This is a genomic window from Shewanella sp. 1CM18E, assembly GCF_023161665.1.
In the GTDB taxonomy this organism is placed as follows: Bacteria; Pseudomonadota; Gammaproteobacteria; order Enterobacterales; family Shewanellaceae; genus Shewanella.
This window is the reverse complement of sequence record NZ_JALNTW010000012.1, coordinates 103,579-120,845: the sequence shown is the minus strand read 5'-3', so window position 1 is coordinate 120,845 and position 17,267 is coordinate 103,579. Positions and strand designations below refer to the sequence as shown.

At 42.6% G+C, this 17,267-nt stretch carries 17 protein-coding genes; 13 read left to right on the top strand and 4 right to left on the bottom strand.

Features of this window, described 5'->3' with window-relative positions; all coding sequences use genetic code 11:
• Nucleotides 1-2: 2 nt before the first annotated feature.
• On the bottom strand, nucleotides 3-2,555 hold the full coding sequence (locus tag MSG37_RS15470) for a PBP1A family penicillin-binding protein (protein WP_248471549.1): 2,553 nt from the start codon (nucleotides 2,553-2,555) through the stop codon (nucleotides 3-5).
• A 433-nt stretch (nucleotides 2,556-2,988) separates the two neighbouring features.
• On the opposite strand from MSG37_RS15470, the gene MSG37_RS15465 reads away from it, so the two are divergent.
• The 9 genes from MSG37_RS15465 (at nucleotide 2,989) to MSG37_RS15425 (ending at nucleotide 12,135) form a co-directional block, all read left to right on the top strand.
• Complete coding sequence (locus MSG37_RS15465) at nucleotides 2,989-4,068, top strand: pilus assembly protein PilM (protein ID WP_248471548.1); 1,080 nt, start codon at nucleotides 2,989-2,991, stop codon at nucleotides 4,066-4,068.
• Nucleotides 4,056-4,637: a PilN domain-containing protein gene (locus tag MSG37_RS15460; protein ID WP_248471547.1), complete on the top strand. Its 582-nt coding sequence runs from the start codon at nucleotides 4,056-4,058 to the stop codon at nucleotides 4,635-4,637. Before MSG37_RS15465 ends, MSG37_RS15460 begins: the two co-directional genes overlap by 13 nt.
• Complete coding sequence (locus tag MSG37_RS15455) at nucleotides 4,634-5,254, top strand: type 4a pilus biogenesis protein PilO (protein ID WP_248471546.1); 621 nt, start codon at nucleotides 4,634-4,636, stop codon at nucleotides 5,252-5,254. The genes MSG37_RS15460 and MSG37_RS15455 overlap by 4 nt, the downstream gene beginning before the upstream one ends.
• Nucleotides 5,254-5,769, top strand: a complete 516-nt coding sequence (locus MSG37_RS15450) for a pilus assembly protein PilP (RefSeq protein ID WP_248471561.1) — start codon at nucleotides 5,254-5,256, stop codon at nucleotides 5,767-5,769. The genes MSG37_RS15455 and MSG37_RS15450 overlap by 1 nt, the downstream gene beginning before the upstream one ends.
• Before the next feature lie 21 nt (nucleotides 5,770-5,790).
• A complete protein-coding gene (locus MSG37_RS15445) occupies nucleotides 5,791-7,839 on the top strand; it encodes a type IV pilus secretin PilQ family protein (protein WP_248471545.1) in 2,049 nt (682 codons plus the stop codon).
• A gap of 214 nt (nucleotides 7,840-8,053) precedes the next feature.
• The gene (gene aroK / locus MSG37_RS15440) at nucleotides 8,054-8,569 is read left to right on the top strand and encodes a shikimate kinase AroK (protein ID WP_248471544.1); all 516 of its coding nucleotides are present in this window, start codon (nucleotides 8,054-8,056) and stop codon (nucleotides 8,567-8,569) included.
• A 3-nt stretch (nucleotides 8,570-8,572) separates the two neighbouring features.
• Nucleotides 8,573-9,652, top strand: coding sequence for a 3-dehydroquinate synthase (gene aroB / locus MSG37_RS15435; RefSeq protein WP_248471543.1), 1,080 nt, complete (start codon nucleotides 8,573-8,575; stop codon nucleotides 9,650-9,652).
• 150 nt (nucleotides 9,653-9,802) lie between these two features.
• On the top strand, nucleotides 9,803-11,242 hold the full coding sequence (locus tag MSG37_RS15430) for an AAA family ATPase (RefSeq protein WP_248471542.1): 1,440 nt from the start codon (nucleotides 9,803-9,805) through the stop codon (nucleotides 11,240-11,242).
• Nucleotides 11,243-11,295: 53 nt separating this feature from the next.
• Nucleotides 11,296-12,135, top strand: a complete 840-nt coding sequence (locus tag MSG37_RS15425) for a Dam family site-specific DNA-(adenine-N6)-methyltransferase (RefSeq protein WP_248471541.1) — start codon at nucleotides 11,296-11,298, stop codon at nucleotides 12,133-12,135.
• 44 nt (nucleotides 12,136-12,179) lie between these two features.
• On the opposite strand, the gene MSG37_RS15420 is transcribed toward MSG37_RS15425, so the two are convergent.
• Both MSG37_RS15420 and MSG37_RS15415 read right to left on the bottom strand, forming a co-directional pair.
• A complete protein-coding gene (locus tag MSG37_RS15420) occupies nucleotides 12,180-12,365 on the bottom strand; it encodes a DUF2970 domain-containing protein (RefSeq protein WP_248471540.1) in 186 nt (61 codons plus the stop codon).
• 7 nt (nucleotides 12,366-12,372) lie between these two features.
• Nucleotides 12,373-12,705: a hypothetical protein gene (locus MSG37_RS15415; RefSeq protein WP_248471539.1), complete on the bottom strand. Its 333-nt coding sequence runs from the start codon at nucleotides 12,703-12,705 to the stop codon at nucleotides 12,373-12,375.
• Between the two features lie 201 nt (nucleotides 12,706-12,906).
• Here MSG37_RS15415 and rpe point away from each other — a divergent pair, with 201 nt between their 5' ends.
• Genes rpe through trpS form a run of 3 tightly spaced genes read left to right on the top strand, consistent with a single transcriptional unit; the run spans nucleotide 12,907 to nucleotide 15,299 of the window.
• Nucleotides 12,907-13,581: a ribulose-phosphate 3-epimerase gene (gene rpe, locus MSG37_RS15410; protein WP_248471538.1), complete on the top strand. Its 675-nt coding sequence runs from the start codon at nucleotides 12,907-12,909 to the stop codon at nucleotides 13,579-13,581.
• Nucleotides 13,582-13,584: 3 nt separating this feature from the next.
• Entirely contained in the window at nucleotides 13,585-14,283 is a 699-nt protein-coding gene (locus tag MSG37_RS15405; protein ID WP_248471537.1) for a phosphoglycolate phosphatase, read from the top strand.
• A gap of 5 nt (nucleotides 14,284-14,288) precedes the next feature.
• On the top strand, nucleotides 14,289-15,299 hold the full coding sequence (gene trpS / locus MSG37_RS15400) for a tryptophan--tRNA ligase (protein WP_248471536.1): 1,011 nt from the start codon (nucleotides 14,289-14,291) through the stop codon (nucleotides 15,297-15,299).
• A 65-nt stretch (nucleotides 15,300-15,364) separates the two neighbouring features.
• Here trpS and MSG37_RS15395 read toward each other — a convergent pair whose 3' ends face one another.
• Nucleotides 15,365-16,237 (bottom strand): LysR substrate-binding domain-containing protein, encoded by an 873-nt coding sequence (locus tag MSG37_RS15395; protein WP_248471535.1) that lies wholly within the window; start codon nucleotides 16,235-16,237, stop codon nucleotides 15,365-15,367.
• Nucleotides 16,238-16,380: 143 nt separating this feature from the next.
• Here MSG37_RS15395 and MSG37_RS15390 point away from each other — a divergent pair, with 143 nt between their 5' ends.
• On the top strand, nucleotides 16,381-17,265 hold the full coding sequence (locus MSG37_RS15390) for a DMT family transporter (protein WP_248471534.1): 885 nt from the start codon (nucleotides 16,381-16,383) through the stop codon (nucleotides 17,263-17,265).
• The last annotated feature ends 2 nt before the right edge of the window (nucleotides 17,266-17,267 follow it).

Here is a 17,267-nt window from a genome sequence, read left to right as displayed (position 1 = left end):
ATTTACTGAAACAGATCTTCTTCAGGTTTATCAATGAAGATATCGCTATTATCTTCTTGATCTGTCACATATTCAGTTGGCTCTGTACCTGAGATAAAGTACTCGAACTTACTGGTGTGGTCTGTTTTGCGAGTAAGTTTACCCGTCGCTAAATCAATTCTTGCAGATACAATGCCTTCTGGCGGTGACACTGGTATTTCAGGTGTACCAGTTAGCGCATCTTTCATAAACTCGTTCCAACCTGGACCGGCAGTTTTTGCACCAGCTTCAGCGAGTGAGATCTGATCTTTTGCACCGTTGGCATTCCAGCTTGTACGACCAAGTTCTTGGCTGTGGTCATCAAAACCAACCCATACTGTGGTGGCAAGTTTTGGATTAAAGCCACTGAACCAAGTATCACGTGATTCGTTAGTTGTACCAGTTTTGCCGGCAATATCTCGACGTTTCACAACTCGTGCTGCGCGCCATGCGGTACCGTTCCAACCAGTGCCTTTGCTCCAGTCTCCACCACCCCAAATTACACTTTTCAGTGCTTGGGTGATTAAGAATGCTGTTTGCTCAGAGATAATTTGTGGCGCATAACGTGAGTCAGCGTCACCACAGTGTAAAACTTCATCAGCTGGTGGCTGAAGATCTTCAGCATTGGTGCTCGCTTGAAGCTCATGGGCCATAGCGGCAAATGGGTCGTCACTGACAAAAGCTTGCTCAGCTATTGTTGGCTTACAGGCTAATGTTGGGTTTGCTTGCTCAACAATCGAGCCCGTTGCAGTTTCAACACGTTCAATAAAGTAAGGTTCAACTAAGAAGCCGCCATTGGCAAAAACAGAAAATGCAGTGACCACTTGTAAAGGTGTTACTGATGGCGAACCAAGCGCAATTGACTCATTGCGAGGGAGATCCGCTGGGTCAAAGCCAAACTTAACAAGTTCAGCAATCGTTGCATCAAGCCCCGCATAACGCATAGCTCTAACTGACATTACGTTGATTGATTGGGCTAAACCAACGCGAAGACGAGTAGGGCCGCCATAAACATCAGGTGAGTTTTTAGGGCGCCACGCAGTACCTTGGCGAGTGTCAGGCTTATTAATCGGTGCGTTGTTAATTAATGTGGCTAGGGTATAGCCTTTTTCCATCGCAGCGCTATAAATAAACGGTTTAATGTTTGAACCTAACTGACGTTTAGCTTGAGTCACGCGGTTATATTGGCTGGTGTAGAAGCTAAAACCACCCACTAAAGTGCGAATCGCACCGTCGTGTGGATCTAGTGAAACTAATGCACTTGCCACTAGAGGCACTTGGCTTAATTGCCAGAAGTTACCATTGTTACGGATCCAAACTTGCTCACCAGGCTTGAGTACATCTGTAGCCTGCTTGGGGGCTTTACCTTGGCGTTTATTGGTAATAAATCGACGTGCCCATTTTATACCATCCCAAGGTAGCTCAATGGTTTCGCCTTTAGCTGTCATCACTGTGGCAGTCTGCTCATCCACAGTCATTACGGCTGCAGGTAGCATGCCTTGGAAAGCACCTGTTTGCTTTAGTTTTGCAGTAACTTCTTCAGTTTCTAGAGCGGTGGTTGTCCAAAGCTCTTTTACTCGACCGCGGTAGCCATGACGCTCATCATAAGCATATACGTTGTTGCGTAGAGCCTTTTGTGCATCGAGCTGCAGCTTAGAGTCGACTGTGGTATAGATATCATAGCCGCCGGTATAAGCCTCTTCTTCACCTAGTTTTTCAACTAAGTAATCACGCGCCATTTCTGAAATATACGGAGCGTAAAGATCGATAACTGCACCGTGGTACTTAGCGGTAATTGGGCTCTCTAATGCAGCTTGGTATTCGGCACTGTTGATGTAACCCACTTCGTTCATTCGCATTAGTACAACGTTACGGCGTGCTTTTGCGCGTGTTTTTGAAGTAATAGGGTTTAAGGTTGAAGGCGCTTTAGGTAAGCCTGCAATTACTGCCATTTCTGGCAATGTAAGCTCGCTAACCTCCTTGCCGTAATACACTTGAGCTGCTGCGCCAACACCGTAGGCGCGCTGGCCTAAGTAGATACGGTTTACATATAGCTCCAAAATCTCATCTTTTGTGAGTAGCTGCTCAATATGTATCGAGATGAAAATCTCTTTAACTTTACGGATGATGGTTTTGTCGCGAGTCAAAAAGAAGTTACGCGCAACCTGCATGGTAATGGTACTTGCGCCTTGCTTTTTCTCACCGGTGGCTAGCATCACTGAAGCCGCACGTATGATACCAATAGGGTCAATACCTTTGTGCTCGTAAAAGCGCGCATCTTCGGTAGCAATAAAGGCTTGTAGTAGTGGTTTAGGCACGTCTTCTAGTTTTAATGGAATGCGTCGTTTCTCACCAAACTGTGAGATCAGCTTGCCATCACTACTATAAATTCGAAGTGGTGTTTGCAGCTTTACTGTCTTTAGCGTTGTGACATCCGGTAGGTCAGGCAACACGTAAAAATACGCAGCAACAATTGCGGCGATGCCAAGTAAACCTAGGCTAAAGAAAGCTATAAAAAGTCGTTTTAACCACTTCACCACAATATTCCAAGAATTAAATTAAGAACAATAGTATATAAGCCGTGGTCGAAATGGTGAAGTCTTGTCGCTTTATTTCGCTAATGCTTTTTACTGAAAATTGTTAATTAGAAAAATAATAGCCGTAAAACTTGAGTTTTATTAGTGAGTATTTATCTAGAAGTTAAATGTTCTAAAAATATCCAATCAGTTTTTATAACTGCCAATTTAATCTTAATTAGTTTTTACTGCTAGTTCGGATAGCACTAAAGTGCTTAATTTTAAAACACAAGTCGGCAAAATGGGGGAATGTAGTGGTTATTGACAAGTAATTGGATTGAGATCAAAAAAATGGCATTTGTAAAATGAATAAACATTTTGTACAAATAGCTGTAACGAGTTGATTCTGTGCTAATCTACTGTTGATACATAACGATAAAAGTGACTTAGAACTATGCTTTCTAACTTTTGGAAGCGTCAAGCGCCGCAAATGGTGGGGATAGATGTTGGATCCCATGAAGTGAAAGCCATATTGCTGAGTAAGACTGCTGATGGATATAAAATATTAAGCCACGCTGCTGTTCCTTTGAAAAAGGGAGCGGTTAATGATCATGAAATTCGTGATAGCGAGGCGGTTATTGATGCATTAAGGCAAGTCAAACGTGTATTACCTAAGTCAACAACCTATGCTGCTGTCGCCGTTTCTGGTTCAGCGGTTATGACCAAAGTTATTTATATGGATTCTGCATTAAGTGAAGAAGAGATGGAGGCTCAAATTGAAATTGAAGCAGACAATCTTATTCCTTATTCACTTGATGAGGTCAATATTGATTTTGAAACCTTAAGCAACAATCGAACTGATCCCAGCAAAGTTGATGTGCTGTTAAGCGCATGTCGTAGTGAAAATATTGATAGCTTGATTGACTCGCTAGATGCGGTAAACCTTGAAGCGAAGGTGGTTGATGTAGAAGGCTATGCCTTAGGCCGTTCTTTTGACGTGATCGCTAAGCAACTGCCAGCAGATCTAAATGATAAAGTGGTGGCGCTGGTGGATATTGGTGCAAATATTACCACCTTCTCAGTGGTTGAAAATGGTGAAACAACCTTTGTGCGTGAGCAAGCATTTGGTGGCGATCAATTCACTCAGTCAATTTTATCGTTTTACGGCATGACCTATGAGCAAGCTGAAAAGGCCAAGATTGAAGGCGATTTACCAAGAAACTATGTCTTTGAAGTCCTTTCCCCGTTTCAAACTCAACTATTACAACAAATAAAACGTACTTTGCAGATTTACTGCACATCAAGTGGGCGTGACAAAGTTGACTATATTGTCCTTTGCGGTGGCACTTCAAAACTCGAAGGTATGGCAAATCTAATGATCAATGAATTAGGTGTGCGGACTATCGTTGCAGATCCTTTTAAAGGGTGCCTGCATGCAGATGAAGAGATTAAGCGTTTTCTTCAACCTCAAATTAATAAATATATGTTGGCCTGCGGTTTAGCGCTAAGGAGCTACTCAGAATGGCGAACATAAACCTATTACCTTGGCGTGAAGAAGCGCGTGAAAAACAAAAACGGGATTATACCGGTATACTCGCTTTGGTATTTTTGGTCTCTGGGTTGCTGGTATACCTATTTTTGATGGCAGTCGATATGTTTATCGATGATCAAAAAAGCCGTAATAATTACCTGCAGTCAGAAATTCAATTGTTGGAGTCTCAAATTGCTGAGATCACCAAAATCCGCACCCGTAAAAAAGATATTGAAAGACGCACAGAGATTATTCTTAACCTGCAGCAATCAAGAAACCTACCTACTCATGTACTAGATGAGCTTGTACGAGTTGTACCTCCTGGGATCTACCTTTCTAGTATAGAAAAGAAGGGCAGCTTGCTATGGATTGAGGGGCGGAGTGAATCTAATAACAATGTGGCTAATATGATGCGTAAGGTGGCGGCATCCGCTTGGCTACACGATCCTAATATGCAATCTATTGTGGCGCAAAATGAAGAGTTAAGACAATTACAGCGCTTTACTTTGCGTGTAACGATTGTTGATAACGCAAATAAAGATAAGCCTGAGACTAAGGGAGGCACTAAATGAACCTCGACTTAAGTCAGTTTAATGATATCGACTTTGAAAACATTGGTGCTTGGCCGCAGCTAGTTAAAATCGTTTTTGCGGTAATGCTGGCGGTATGTGTGTTTGTAGCAAGCTACTTTCTATTTGTGTCAGAAGCGCTTGATAGCCTTAACGCTGAGCAACAAAAAGAGCAACAACTTAAAGCTGACTTTAAATCTAAATATCAGTTGGCGGCCAACTTAAAACTGTATCGTGAGCAGCTAGCTGTAATGGAAGTGCAGTTTGCTGAGTTGTTGAAGATGCTGCCATCTAAAAATGAAATGCCTGGTCTACTCGATGACATTACATTTGTTGCCACCGACTCGGGTTTGAGCATTAAAAGTTTGGACTGGGACTCTGAAATTACTCGAGATTTCTATATCGAATTCCCGATTAAAATTGTAGTAGATGGGGATTATCACGAATTAGGGCATTTGGTAGATGGTGTGGCCAAATTGCCACGAATTGTGAGTTTGCATGACTTTGTGATTAAGCGTAACGGTTCTGGTGATTTGGGTATGGATATCCTGGCTAAAACTTATCGCTTCAAAGAGGGCGCCGAGCTTCCGCCTAGCGGTCAGCAAGGAGGTGCAAAATGATTCGATTGTTACCTCTAATTTTGCTGAGTTTGCTGCTAACAGGTTGTTTAGGTGATAAGAGCGATCTTGAGCTATTTGTGACGACAACCAAAGCTCAACATGTTGCTCATATTCCACCATTGAAAGAAACGCCAAAGTTTGAACACTTTGCTTATCAAGCCGATTTAATGCGTAGCCCTTATGTGCCGCCATCAAGGGAGCTAACCGAAGAAGTTATTGATACCACCAAGGATTGCTTGCAGCCGGATCTAAAACGCCGTAAAGGCCGACTAGAGACCTATGCACTTGATAACTTGAAAATGCGCGGAACATTGAGTGAACAGCAAGATATTTGGGCATTGCTTGAAACCACTGACGGCAGTGTATACCGATTAGGAGTGGGACAGTTTCTAGGTCTTTACCACGGAAGAATTGCTAAGGTAACCCCGCAAACTGTAGAAATAATAGAGTTGATTCCAGATGGTTCTGGTTGCTGGACTGAAAGATACAGCAGCATGGATTTGACTGGAGAATAATTAGAGATGACTGAGGGAATAATGAGATCTTTAACCACGCTAGCAACCAGTTATAAGGATATGTCTTTGTTTAAGGCTATTATTGGTGTCGCATTAATTCTTGGTATGACTCAGCATTCGTATGCCGCTAACCGACTTGTTGATGTTAAATATCATGCAGTGGTAGACCACCAACTTGAATTACAACTGATCTTTGAAAATGATATCCAAGCTCCGGAGATAGCTCTTAACGCTGATCCGGCACAAATTATCTTAGGTTTTAGCGATAGTATTTCTGGATTAGACAAACAGACTCTGCCTATTGATACCGTGGGGGTTGAAACTGTGAGTACCGTGCCTAAAGGCCGTGATTTACAAGTTTTCATTGGTCTCGAAAAGGTAAAGCCTTACCAAGGTAAAGTGGTTGGCAATACTTATCGCTTAACCATTAATGATGAGATCGCGAGTCAAGGCACAGATGCTAATCCATTCGTAAACAGTATTGAGAAGATTGATTTTCGTCGGACCGCTGATGGTGGCGGCGAACTGTTAGTGAAGCTAAATAACAGCTCTGTGGCGGCTAACGTCGAACAAATTGGCGCTAAGCTCGAACTTAAGCTTTATAACACAGACATGGATAGCGATTTTTTATATGTCATGGATGTGTATGACTTTGCTACTCCAGTTAAAAGCTTTGAAACCTTTAAAGAAGATTTAACTGCTAGGTTCCTTATTGATATTGAAGGTAACTATGAATACAACTACCAGCAAGACGGCAGCTTATTCAAGTTAACCATGAAAAAAGCTGAAAGGATGAATATTGTTAAGGAAGAAAAGAAATACGAAGGGCGTTCGCTATCGTTAAACTTCCAAAATATTTCGGTTCGTACAGTTCTGCAAATTATCGCCGACTATAACAATTTCAACTTAGTCACCAGTGACACGGTTGAGGGGGACATCACGCTTAGACTGGATGATGTGCCTTGGGACCAAGCGCTTGATTTGATTTTACAAGCTAAAGGACTAGATAAGCGTATTGAAGGCAATATCTTGATGATTGCGCCAAGTGAAGAAATAGCAATTCGTGAAAGCCAAGAGCTTAAGAATAAGCAAGAAGTTAAGGAGTTGGCTCCGCTGTACTCTGAGTATTTGCAGATCAATTATGCCAAAGCGACCGATATTGCTGGGTTGCTTAAAAGCGAAGACTCAAGTTTATTAAGCGCTCGCGGCAGTGTGGCTGTTGATGAACGAACTAACACTTTATTGGTTAAAGATACTGAAGAGACTTTAGAGAACATTCATCGCCTAATTGAAGTACTGGATATTCCAATCAAGCAGGTATTAATTGAAGCCAGAATGGTAACAGTTAAGGATGATGTTTCAGAAGACTTAGGTGTTCGCTGGGGTATTACAGATCAGCAAGGTGATAAAGGTACCTCGGGGAGCTTAGAAGGCGCTAACGATATCGCCAACGGTACAATTCCGAGTATTGGTGACCGGTTAAACGTTAACTTGCCTGCGGCAGTAGCGAATCCAACCAGTATCGCGTTTCATGTTGCAAAGCTTGCTGACGGAACGGTATTGGATTTAGAACTTAGCGCGTTAGAGCAGGAAAACAAAGGTGAGATTATTGCTAGTCCGCGCATTACCACCTCTAATCAAAAAGCAGCGTTTATTGAGCAGGGTGTCGAGATCCCTTATGTAGAAGCCAGTTCTAGTGGTGCGACAACAGTAACGTTTAAAAAAGCGGTACTCTCTTTACGTGTTACACCGCAAATTACGCCGGATAATCGAGTCATCTTAGATTTAGAGATTACTCAAGATTCTCAAGGTAAAACGGTTGATACACCAACAGGTCAGGCGGTGTCTATTGATACACAGCGTATTGGTACGCAAGTGCTGGTGGATCACGGTGAAACCATTGTGCTTGGTGGTATTTATCAGCAACAATTGATTAGTCGAGTCAGTAAAGTACCAATTCTGGGTGACATTCCGTACTTGGGCTTTATGTTTAGAAATACTTCGGATAAAAATGAGCGCCAAGAGCTACTCATCTTTGTGACGCCAAAGATCGTTTCAGAGGCGCTATAAAATATTCAAGCAGATAAAGCTAGTGCATAACACTAGCTTTATCATTTAGCTCGATACATTTTTGATAGAAATGCATTCCCCGCTTGCCTTAGATGGCACTTAGCTGAGATAATCAGCGGTCAAGTCTCAATAGAGCAAGGTAAGATTAAAGGTCAACTCCGTTTATTTGAGTTGACATAGGCAAACTTAAATAAGATTCAGACGTATAAATCAAATGGCCGAGAAACGTAATATTTTCCTAGTAGGCCCTATGGGGGCTGGTAAAAGCACTATAGGCCGTCATCTGGCACAGATGCTGCACTTAGAGTTCCACGATTCAGATCAAGAAATTGAAAGCCGTACAGGTGCTGATATCGCTTGGGTTTTTGATGTTGAAGGTGAAGAGGGTTTCCGCAACCGTGAAACACAGGTTGTCGCTGATCTAACCGAAAAACAGGGTATCGTCTTAGCAACAGGCGGTGGCTCGATTCAAAGCAAAGAGATCCGTAACAATCTTTCTGCGCGTGGTATCGTTGTTTACCTAGAAACAACTATCGACAAGCAAGTTGCACGTACGCAAAGAGATAAGCGTCGTCCATTACTTCAAGTTGAAGATCCACGAGAAGTGCTAGAAAACCTAGCAGAGGTGCGCAATCCTCTATATGAAGAGATTGCAGACGTCATCGTTAAGACTGACGAGCAAAGCGCCAAAGTGGTTGCAAACCAAATTATCGAACAATTAGGTTTTTAAGATATGACGAAACAAGTTCTGGTTGAGCTCGAAGAGCGTAGTTACCCAATTGAAATTGGCCAGAATTTGTTTAGTAGTAGCGAGCATCTAGCTCGCTATCTTCAACATAAAAACATTCTAATCGTTACCAATGAAACGATAGCGCCTCTCTACCTTGATCAGGTAGAAGCTATGCTGTCGGATTTCGCGTGCGTGACGCCGGTGATATTACCTGACGGTGAGCAATACAAAACGCTTGAGCAGATGAATGTTATTTTCACTTCACTGCTAGAGCAAAACCTTGGTCGTGATACCGTTTTAGTCGCCTTAGGCGGTGGAGTCATTGGTGATATGACAGGCTTTGCAGCTGCCAGTTACCAACGTGGTGTCGATTTCATCCAAATTCCGACTACGCTGTTATCGCAAGTAGATTCGTCTGTTGGTGGTAAAACTGCAGTTAACCATCCGCTAGGTAAAAATATGATAGGTGCATTCTATCAGCCTAAGTGCGTGTTAATTGATACCAACTGTCTCAGCACGCTACCAAAGCGTGAGTTTGCAGCAGGTATGGCTGAAGTTATCAAATATGGTGTTATTTGGGACGCAGACTTTTTTCAATGGCTTGAAAATAACGTCGACGCCCTACGAGCACTGGATACTGATGCACTTGAATATGCGATTAGTCGTTGTTGTGAAATCAAAGCCGAAGTAGTTGAAAAGGACGAAACAGAACAAGCGGTACGCGCGCTGTTAAACCTTGGACACACCTTTGGTCATGCTATTGAAGCAGAGATGGGCTACGGTGTTTGGCTGCACGGTGAAGCTGTTTCTGCTGGCACAGTACTTGCTGCAAAAACATCAAACAAGCTTGGGTTAGTCGATGAGTCAATAGTTTGTCGTATTACTGCGTTATTAGCGGTATTTGATTTACCGACATCAGCACCTGAGACTATGCATTTTGAGCAATTCATTAAGCATATGCGCCGAGACAAGAAGGTACTTAAAGGTCAATTACGATTAGTATTACCTGAGGCAATAGGCCAAGCAGGGATCTATAGTGATGTGACTGATGAGTTACTGGAAGAGGTTATCAACTGCGCATAAACGATGTTGCAGGTGATCGGTGAACTCTAAATTACAAATTAGCAATCATAATTCTAACTCTCCTTATTTAGCTCCAGCTCTTGCTGGTAGTTACTCGTTTTCATTACCTGAAATAACGTATCACTTTTTTGCTAGTTGGGATCGTATTTGATGCCGTTTACAGAATCGACTTTGTTGCCAAGCCAAGATGCATTACTGCAGCGTTTGTTGCATCTAAGTACCTATGGCCAGCAACTTATGGTGCTAACTGGGGAAGATGGAGCTGGCAAGACAACCTTAGTCACAGCATTACTGAGTGAGCTGGAGCAGCATAGCTCGGCATTAGTGATGTGCCCTAAACACTGCGATAGCGCCGAGATCCGTCGCAAAGTATTAGTCCAGCTGTTAAATGATCCGGTATTTGACGATGAGATCCCACTGCCAGAATGCCTGCTCAGTGTCAGTGATTCATTACCAAGTGAGAGTTGTATTGTTTTAGATGATGCTCACTGGTTGCCATTAGAGATTTGGGCTGAGTGTATAGTGCTTAGCCAAATGGTATTGCCTGGTAAATCAATCAAACTATTGATGACGGCGCCTGCTGAATTCTTTAGTGAGCTTACTGAGCAACTACCAGAATCATTGCTAGAGCAAGTTATAGCGGTGCAAATTGAACCATTAGAACAGCCTGAACGAGAAGGTCTCTATTACACGCTGTTAAGCCGCAGTGAACAACACCCATTTACGCCAAGAGACATAGTTAAAAATCGCTTGGAAATGCAACAGGGAACGCCTAAAGAGGTAGTTGATTTATTGAACTTATCTTTAAATGGTGAACCTGAAACGCTAGTAAAAAGATCTAAACTAAAAGCTATTATCGGTTTGTCGGCAGTAATCATTGTAGCCTTACTGGCTAGCTGGCTATTTCTAGGTAGCAGTACCAATAAGTTAAACCAAGCTACCAAAAAGATAGAGTTTGCGGCAGATATTGAAGCGCGCTTTAGTCAGGACGATAGTTTTCTCGAAGCTTATGGCGCTAAGATTTTAGACAAGCACGTGTTTATTAAGCCTAACGTCGCAAAACAAACAGAGATTGATAAACGCCAAATTCAAGCACTAACACAAGCACAAGCAAAAACGCCTCAAAGTAATACGATTACGGAGACGGTTAATGCTTATCCTGCTATTCCTGCAACGAAATTTGACGATGCCAAGCGAGTAATAGGTGAGACATCTAAAGTCGATAACGTTAATGAACATCAACTAGATTCAACTAAACAGTTGGCTTCTGAAATTACTATTAACGCAAATGTTGTGGATCATACTGTAAAGCCAGCTAAGGGCTACACTTTGCAGCTTGCCAGTGTCAAAAAGATAAAATCACTAAATAACATGTTATTGGCTTTGGATGGCGTACCACAAGTGCGAGTCGCGCGTTATAAGCAGCGCTGGATTGTACTTAACGGACATTTTGATAATAGAAAAATGGCGCAAGAGTACTCTGCTAAGCTGGTGGCAAACACGGGAATTTCTGAGCCATGGATAAGATCGTGGCAAAATCTGGGTGAATATCAGTTACAAGAAGTTATTCCAACTCGTGAAATTCAATAATAAACAGAGTACAATCGACAGCTGTCTTTTTCACAAGCATTCGATCAATTTAAATGATTAAAAAACAAAGAGCCTTTTTAAAGTGGGCTGGCGGAAAATTTAAACTGATTGAAGCCTTATCTGCGCATCTTCCTCAAGGTGACCGTTTGGTCGAACCTTTTGTGGGTGCTGGCTCAGTGTTTCTCAATACCAACTACAAGCGCTACTTATTGTGCGACATTAATCATGATTTGATTAACTTGTACAAAATTGTGCAAAAAGAGCCTGAAAAATACATTGCAGCGGCGAAGGCACTTTTTGTTCCTGAGATGAACGAAAAAGAAGCCTACTACAAAATCCGCACCGCGTTTAATGCCACGAAAGATCCTTTCAAGCGTTCAGTGTACTTCTTATACATGAATCGCCACGGTTTTAATGGTTTATGCCGCTATAATCGTAAAGGTGGTTTTAATGTGCCGTTTGGTTCATATAAGAAGCCATACTTCCCAGAAAAAGAGATCCGAGCTTTTTCAGAAAAAGCGCAAAATGCAGAATTTCACTGTATTGGTTATGAGCAAGCGATAGACATGACCGAGGCTGGCGATGTTGTGTATTGCGATCCGCCATATGCACCGCTGTCATCAACAGCGAGCTTTACGACTTATGTCGGAACTGGTTTTTCACTCGATGACCAAGCATTGCTTGCAAGACAGGCACGCCACACAGCTATAGACCGTGGTATACCTGTGTTAATTAGCAATCATGATATCCCGCTAACGCGCGAGTTATACCATGGCGCTCGATTCGACACGATTCAGGTGCAGCGCAATATTAGTCAAAAGGGGAGTGGTCGTAAGAAAGTTGATGAGCTAATGGCTCTGTACGATGACTCTTATCATAGCGAGAATGACTAGTATTCTGCGGATAATTGCTATCGTTTAAGGCTTATTACCTAGGCTTAAGCCAAAACTTGATTAACGATAAGCAGTAACCCAGCAACAAATACCATAGCTACAATCACGCCCATAACAATGAATGGGATCGGTGAAGAGGTTTGAAAATCTCGCAGCCGATTCTTGTTAGTTTGTACTCCAAAAAATGCCGCAATAGTACTCGATAAAACCTGCCACAAATGGCGCAGCATAGTTAGCTTACTTGTTTAGTGGTGAGCTATTGTTGATTGGCGCACTTTCATGGCCGTATAACAATTCAAACAGATCAATAAAGTGCAGTTGATTGGTTTGGCTTTGGCCTGTTAACCAGCTTTTCCAACTTAAATTATCAGTTTGGCTTGCGCAGCGATTACTCGGATGGCTAGCGGGTAGGCTTGGATTGTAATGGCTTTCTTCAGCGTCGCAGGCGCACGCGGCTGAAGCAGAATCAATAGACTTTGATGATAAGGCTAAGCTGGTAACAACGGTGCAGGCAAAAGCGAGAACTGCTGCTGACTTTATCATTGCAGTATTTTGAAATAGTCCCTTCATTTTGCCTCCATTACAAACCTAGTCGCAGTATTATAGCAAAGCCGCTCATATTTTAAACATTTTTAAAGAGTAAATTATATTTTGCTGTTTCTATGAATAATTTTATCTCTGCTAATTGGCTTAAATGGGCGTTCAGGTGTGGAGGGCTATAGCTGCAGCAGGTAGAATAGCGTACTTCTTAAACATTCAGGTGAGTTCGTTATGCGTCCATTTTTGATTGCTCCTTCTATTTTGTCTGCCGATTTTGCGCGTCTAGGTGAAGATGTTGATGCCGTATTAAATGCGGGGGCTGATGTTGTTCATTTTGATGTTATGGATAACCATTATGTGCCTAACCTAACTATTGGTCCTATGGTGTGCCAAGCCCTGCGTAATTACGGCGTAACTGCCGATATTGATGTGCACTTAATGGTTAAGCCTGTTGATAGAATCATTCCAGATTTTGCTAAAGCCGGCGCGTCTATTATTACTTTTCACCCAGAAGCGTCTGAGCACATTGACCGAACATTACAATTAATTAAAGAATCAGGCTGTAAGGCCGGTTTGGTATTTAACCCTGCAACACCACTGCATTATTTAGATCATGTAATGGACAAGCTAGACGTGATCTTGCTGATGTCAGTGAACCCAGGTTTTGGTGGTCAATCATTTATTCCTTCAACGCTAGATAAGCTACGCCAAGTGCGAAAGTTGATTGACGACAGCGGTTACGACATTCGTTTACAAGTGGATGGTGGCGTTAAAGTTGACAATATCGCTGAGATTGCTGCTGCAGGTGCGGATATGTTTGTTGCGGGCTCTGCTATTTTTAATACTCCAGATTACAAAGCCGTAATTGATGAAATGCGCACTGAATTAGCAAGCATCGAGGCGTAATTAATGAGCCCTTTTAGTCAAATAAAAGCAGTGGCATTTGACTTGGATGGAACGCTAATCGATAGCGTTCCAGATCTTGCTGCGGCAACTCGCGCCGTACTTGATGAGTTGAATTTGCCATTATGTACCGATGATATGGTGCGCAGCTGGGTAGGTAATGGCGCTGAAATGCTAATGCGTAGAGCATTAACGTTTGCACTTGAAAGCGCGGTCAGCGAAGAACAGTTGCAAACTACCATGCCCCGTTTTATGCATTTTTATAAGCTTAATTTACAACAGCACAGCGTGTTATATGCAGGTGTTGAGGCGGTTCTAGTTCAGCTCAAGCAAGCCGGTTATCAAATGGCTATTGTGACCAACAAGCCATATGAGTTTACTATTCCATTGCTTGAGTCATTTAATCTTAACCAATACTTTGATTTGGTACTCGGCGGTGATTCACTCGCTAAGATGAAGCCAGATCCATTGCCGCTACAGCATATTTTGCATGAGTGGCAGCTGCCTGCTGAGCAGTTATTAATGGTCGGAGACTCAAAGAACGACATTATTGCAGCAAAAGCAGCTAAGGTTGCCTCTGTGGGCTTGACCTATGGCTATAACTACGGTGAAGATATCGGGCTAAGCGGCCCTGATGCCGTATGTGAACAATTTAGTGAAATAACCGCGCTACTTAAACTGCGCGACAACGCAACGGAGCAATAAACAAGATGACGACCCCCCTAACGAAACCAGTAGTTCTAAGCGGAGCGCAGCCATCAGGCGAGCTTACCATCGGCAACTATATGGGCGCGTTACGTCAGTGGGTTGCAATGCAAGATAGTCATGATTGCCTTTATTGCGTCGTTGACCTGCATGCGATTACTGTCAGACAAGATCCAGTTAAATTACGTGAAGCTTGCCTTGATACGCTAGCACTGTACTTAGCTTGTGGTGTTGATCCTAAAAAGAGCACTGTATTTATTCAGTCACAGGTTCCGCAGCATACTCAACTTGGCTGGGCATTAAACTGTTACACCCAAATGGGTGAGCTTAACCGCATGACTCAGTTTAAAGATAAGTCGCAAAAACATGCTAACAATATCAACGTTGGTTTATTTGGCTATCCAGTATTAATGGCTGCTGACATTTTGCTTTATCAAGCAAATGAGATCCCAGTAGGTCAAGACCAAAAGCAACACCTTGAGTTGACTCGTGATATTGCAACGCGTTTCAACAATGCATACGGCGAAACATTTGTAGTACCAGAGCCATTCATTCCTGAGCACGGCGCTAAGGTAATGTCACTGCAAGACCCGCTTAAAAAGATGTCTAAGTCTGACGATAACCGTAATAACGTTATTGGTCTGCTCGAAGATCCTAAAGCGATCTTGAAGAAAGTTAAAAAGGCGATGACTGATAGTGAAGAGCCGCCAGTAGTGCGCTTTGATGTGGCTGAAAAGCCTGGTGTGTCTAACTTATTGAGCCTAATGTCTGGTTGTACTGGCCAGTCAATTGCTAGCCTTGAAGCCGAGTTTGAAGGCAAGATGTATGGCCACTTGAAAGTTGCAACAGGTGAAGCGGTAGTTGGTATGCTAGAGCCTATTCAGCAGCGCTTTAAAGAGTACCGTGCTGATCAAGCGTTCTTGAATCAAGTGATGAAAGAAGGTGCAGAGAAAGCGCAAATCCGCGCAGAAGCAACTATTAAGAGCGTATACGAGAAGATTGGTCTTATCGTTTAAGCTTGAAAGCTCAATATAAAAACCAGCGATATCGCTGGTTTTTTTATTGCTTGCATATAAGTCATTTATTCTTGGGTAGCTAGCCAAGTGACAAATGCAGCGATAGCAGGTTCTTTTAGGCGTCGTTGTTTACAGCTAAACTGAAACTCGAACCCGGTTAAAATATCCGGTAAATCAAGCTCGATTAACAGGCCTCTTTCAATATCTGCCTGCACCATAAAGTCAGACGCTAACGCGATACCTTGGCCCGCGATGGCTGCTTCAATTGCCATTAAAACGTGGCTAAAAATATGCTGCTGTTGCTCAGCAGGTAATTGCACCTTATTGGCTACAAACCACCTGTCCCAATCTAGTCCTAGCGGCCCTTCATCAACAGTTAACAATGGGTGTAACCTAAGCTCTTCAATGGCACTTTTGTCTGGATTTAACAAGCTAGGGCTAATCACAGGAATTAACCGTTCTTTATGCAGTACGTGGTGATGAAAGCCTAGTTGACCACTTTGCCCGGTAATAAACATGTCTGCGACGTTATCTGTTAATTCGGGATCATTGGTCATCATGTCGAGGCGAATTTTAATTTGCGGATGCTGACGCCTAAAATCACTGAGCCTTGGGATCAACCATTTAATCGCAAACGAGCTATATACCGCGAGGCGCAACTGATCATTACTTTCGCCACTGATTTTAATACTTAAATCGCTCAACTCATTAAAAATTTGCTCTAGACCGTTATAAAGCAAAGTGCCTTTAGCGGTGAGGTTAAGTTGCCTGCCTTCACGCTTAAATAAACGTTCGCCATAATGCTCTTCTAGCTGTTTTACTTGGTGAGACACGGCGCTTTGGGTGATACACAGTTCCGCTGCTGCTCTGGAAAAGTGCGATTGTCTGGCTGCGGCCTCAAAAACCTGTAGTGCTCGAAGTGGCGGTAGTTTACGCATTATCCTAAGCCTAATGGATGAATTTTATGAGTGATGCTTATCATGGTATTAATTTAATTCATGTATAGCGAAAAAACATCATTTTAGTTCGGTATTTTAGAGGCATATTATGCGCAGATAATATGCTCTACAGCGGAATATAGATGAAAACCAACGTCATGATTGCAATGGCAATACTCGTTTTTGGTAACCTTTTTAGTGCCTTGTATGATGTGTCTATCAAATGGATCCCCGAAGGCAGTAATGCTGCAACCTTTCTGCTACTGAGGCAATTGCTGTCGGTGCTCATGCTATTCCCACTGTGGATTTATGCAAAAAGGCCCTCAACGAAGCATTTAAAAGTGCACTTCTTTCGCTCAAATACCGGGGCTTTGGGTGCGGTTTGTTTGATCATGGGATTGATGTCATTACCTATGGCTACAGTGAGCTCGTTATTTTTTTCGGCGCCATTAATGATTGTCTTGATGGGCTGTGTATTTTTAAAAGAGAAAGTGACAGCTATCCAGTGGGCAGCGACTATTTTGGGCTTTATTGGTATTTTGATTTTATTACGCCCAAGTGAAATTAATTGGTTTGGTATTGCGGTATTAATCTCGGCATTTACTTTTGCGTTAAACCAACTCGCACTGCGTAAATTACCGGAAACTGAAAGCCCAACTGTGACTCTAATGCTCTATAACATTCTCAGCATTCCACTGACATTGATTATGGTGTTAGTACAGGGTTTTGAAGGGGTAAACTGGACTCTAATAGGCATGGCTGCGCTGAGTAATAGCTTTTTACTCGCTTATCATTGGTCGTGCGTATTGGCTTATCGCAAAGCGCAGGCGAGCCAGATAGCAATTGCTGAATACACTGGTTTACTGTTTTGTGTGTTGTTTGGTTGGTTGCTGTTTGACGAATGGTTGGATGGCTTAAGCTGGGTTGGAGCGGGCTTTATTGTGCTGCCATCGCTAATTTTACCTTGGCTTGCTGCGCGTATTGCATTGTTGAAGCCAAAAAAAATCATCGAGCAAAAAGCGGGATGATT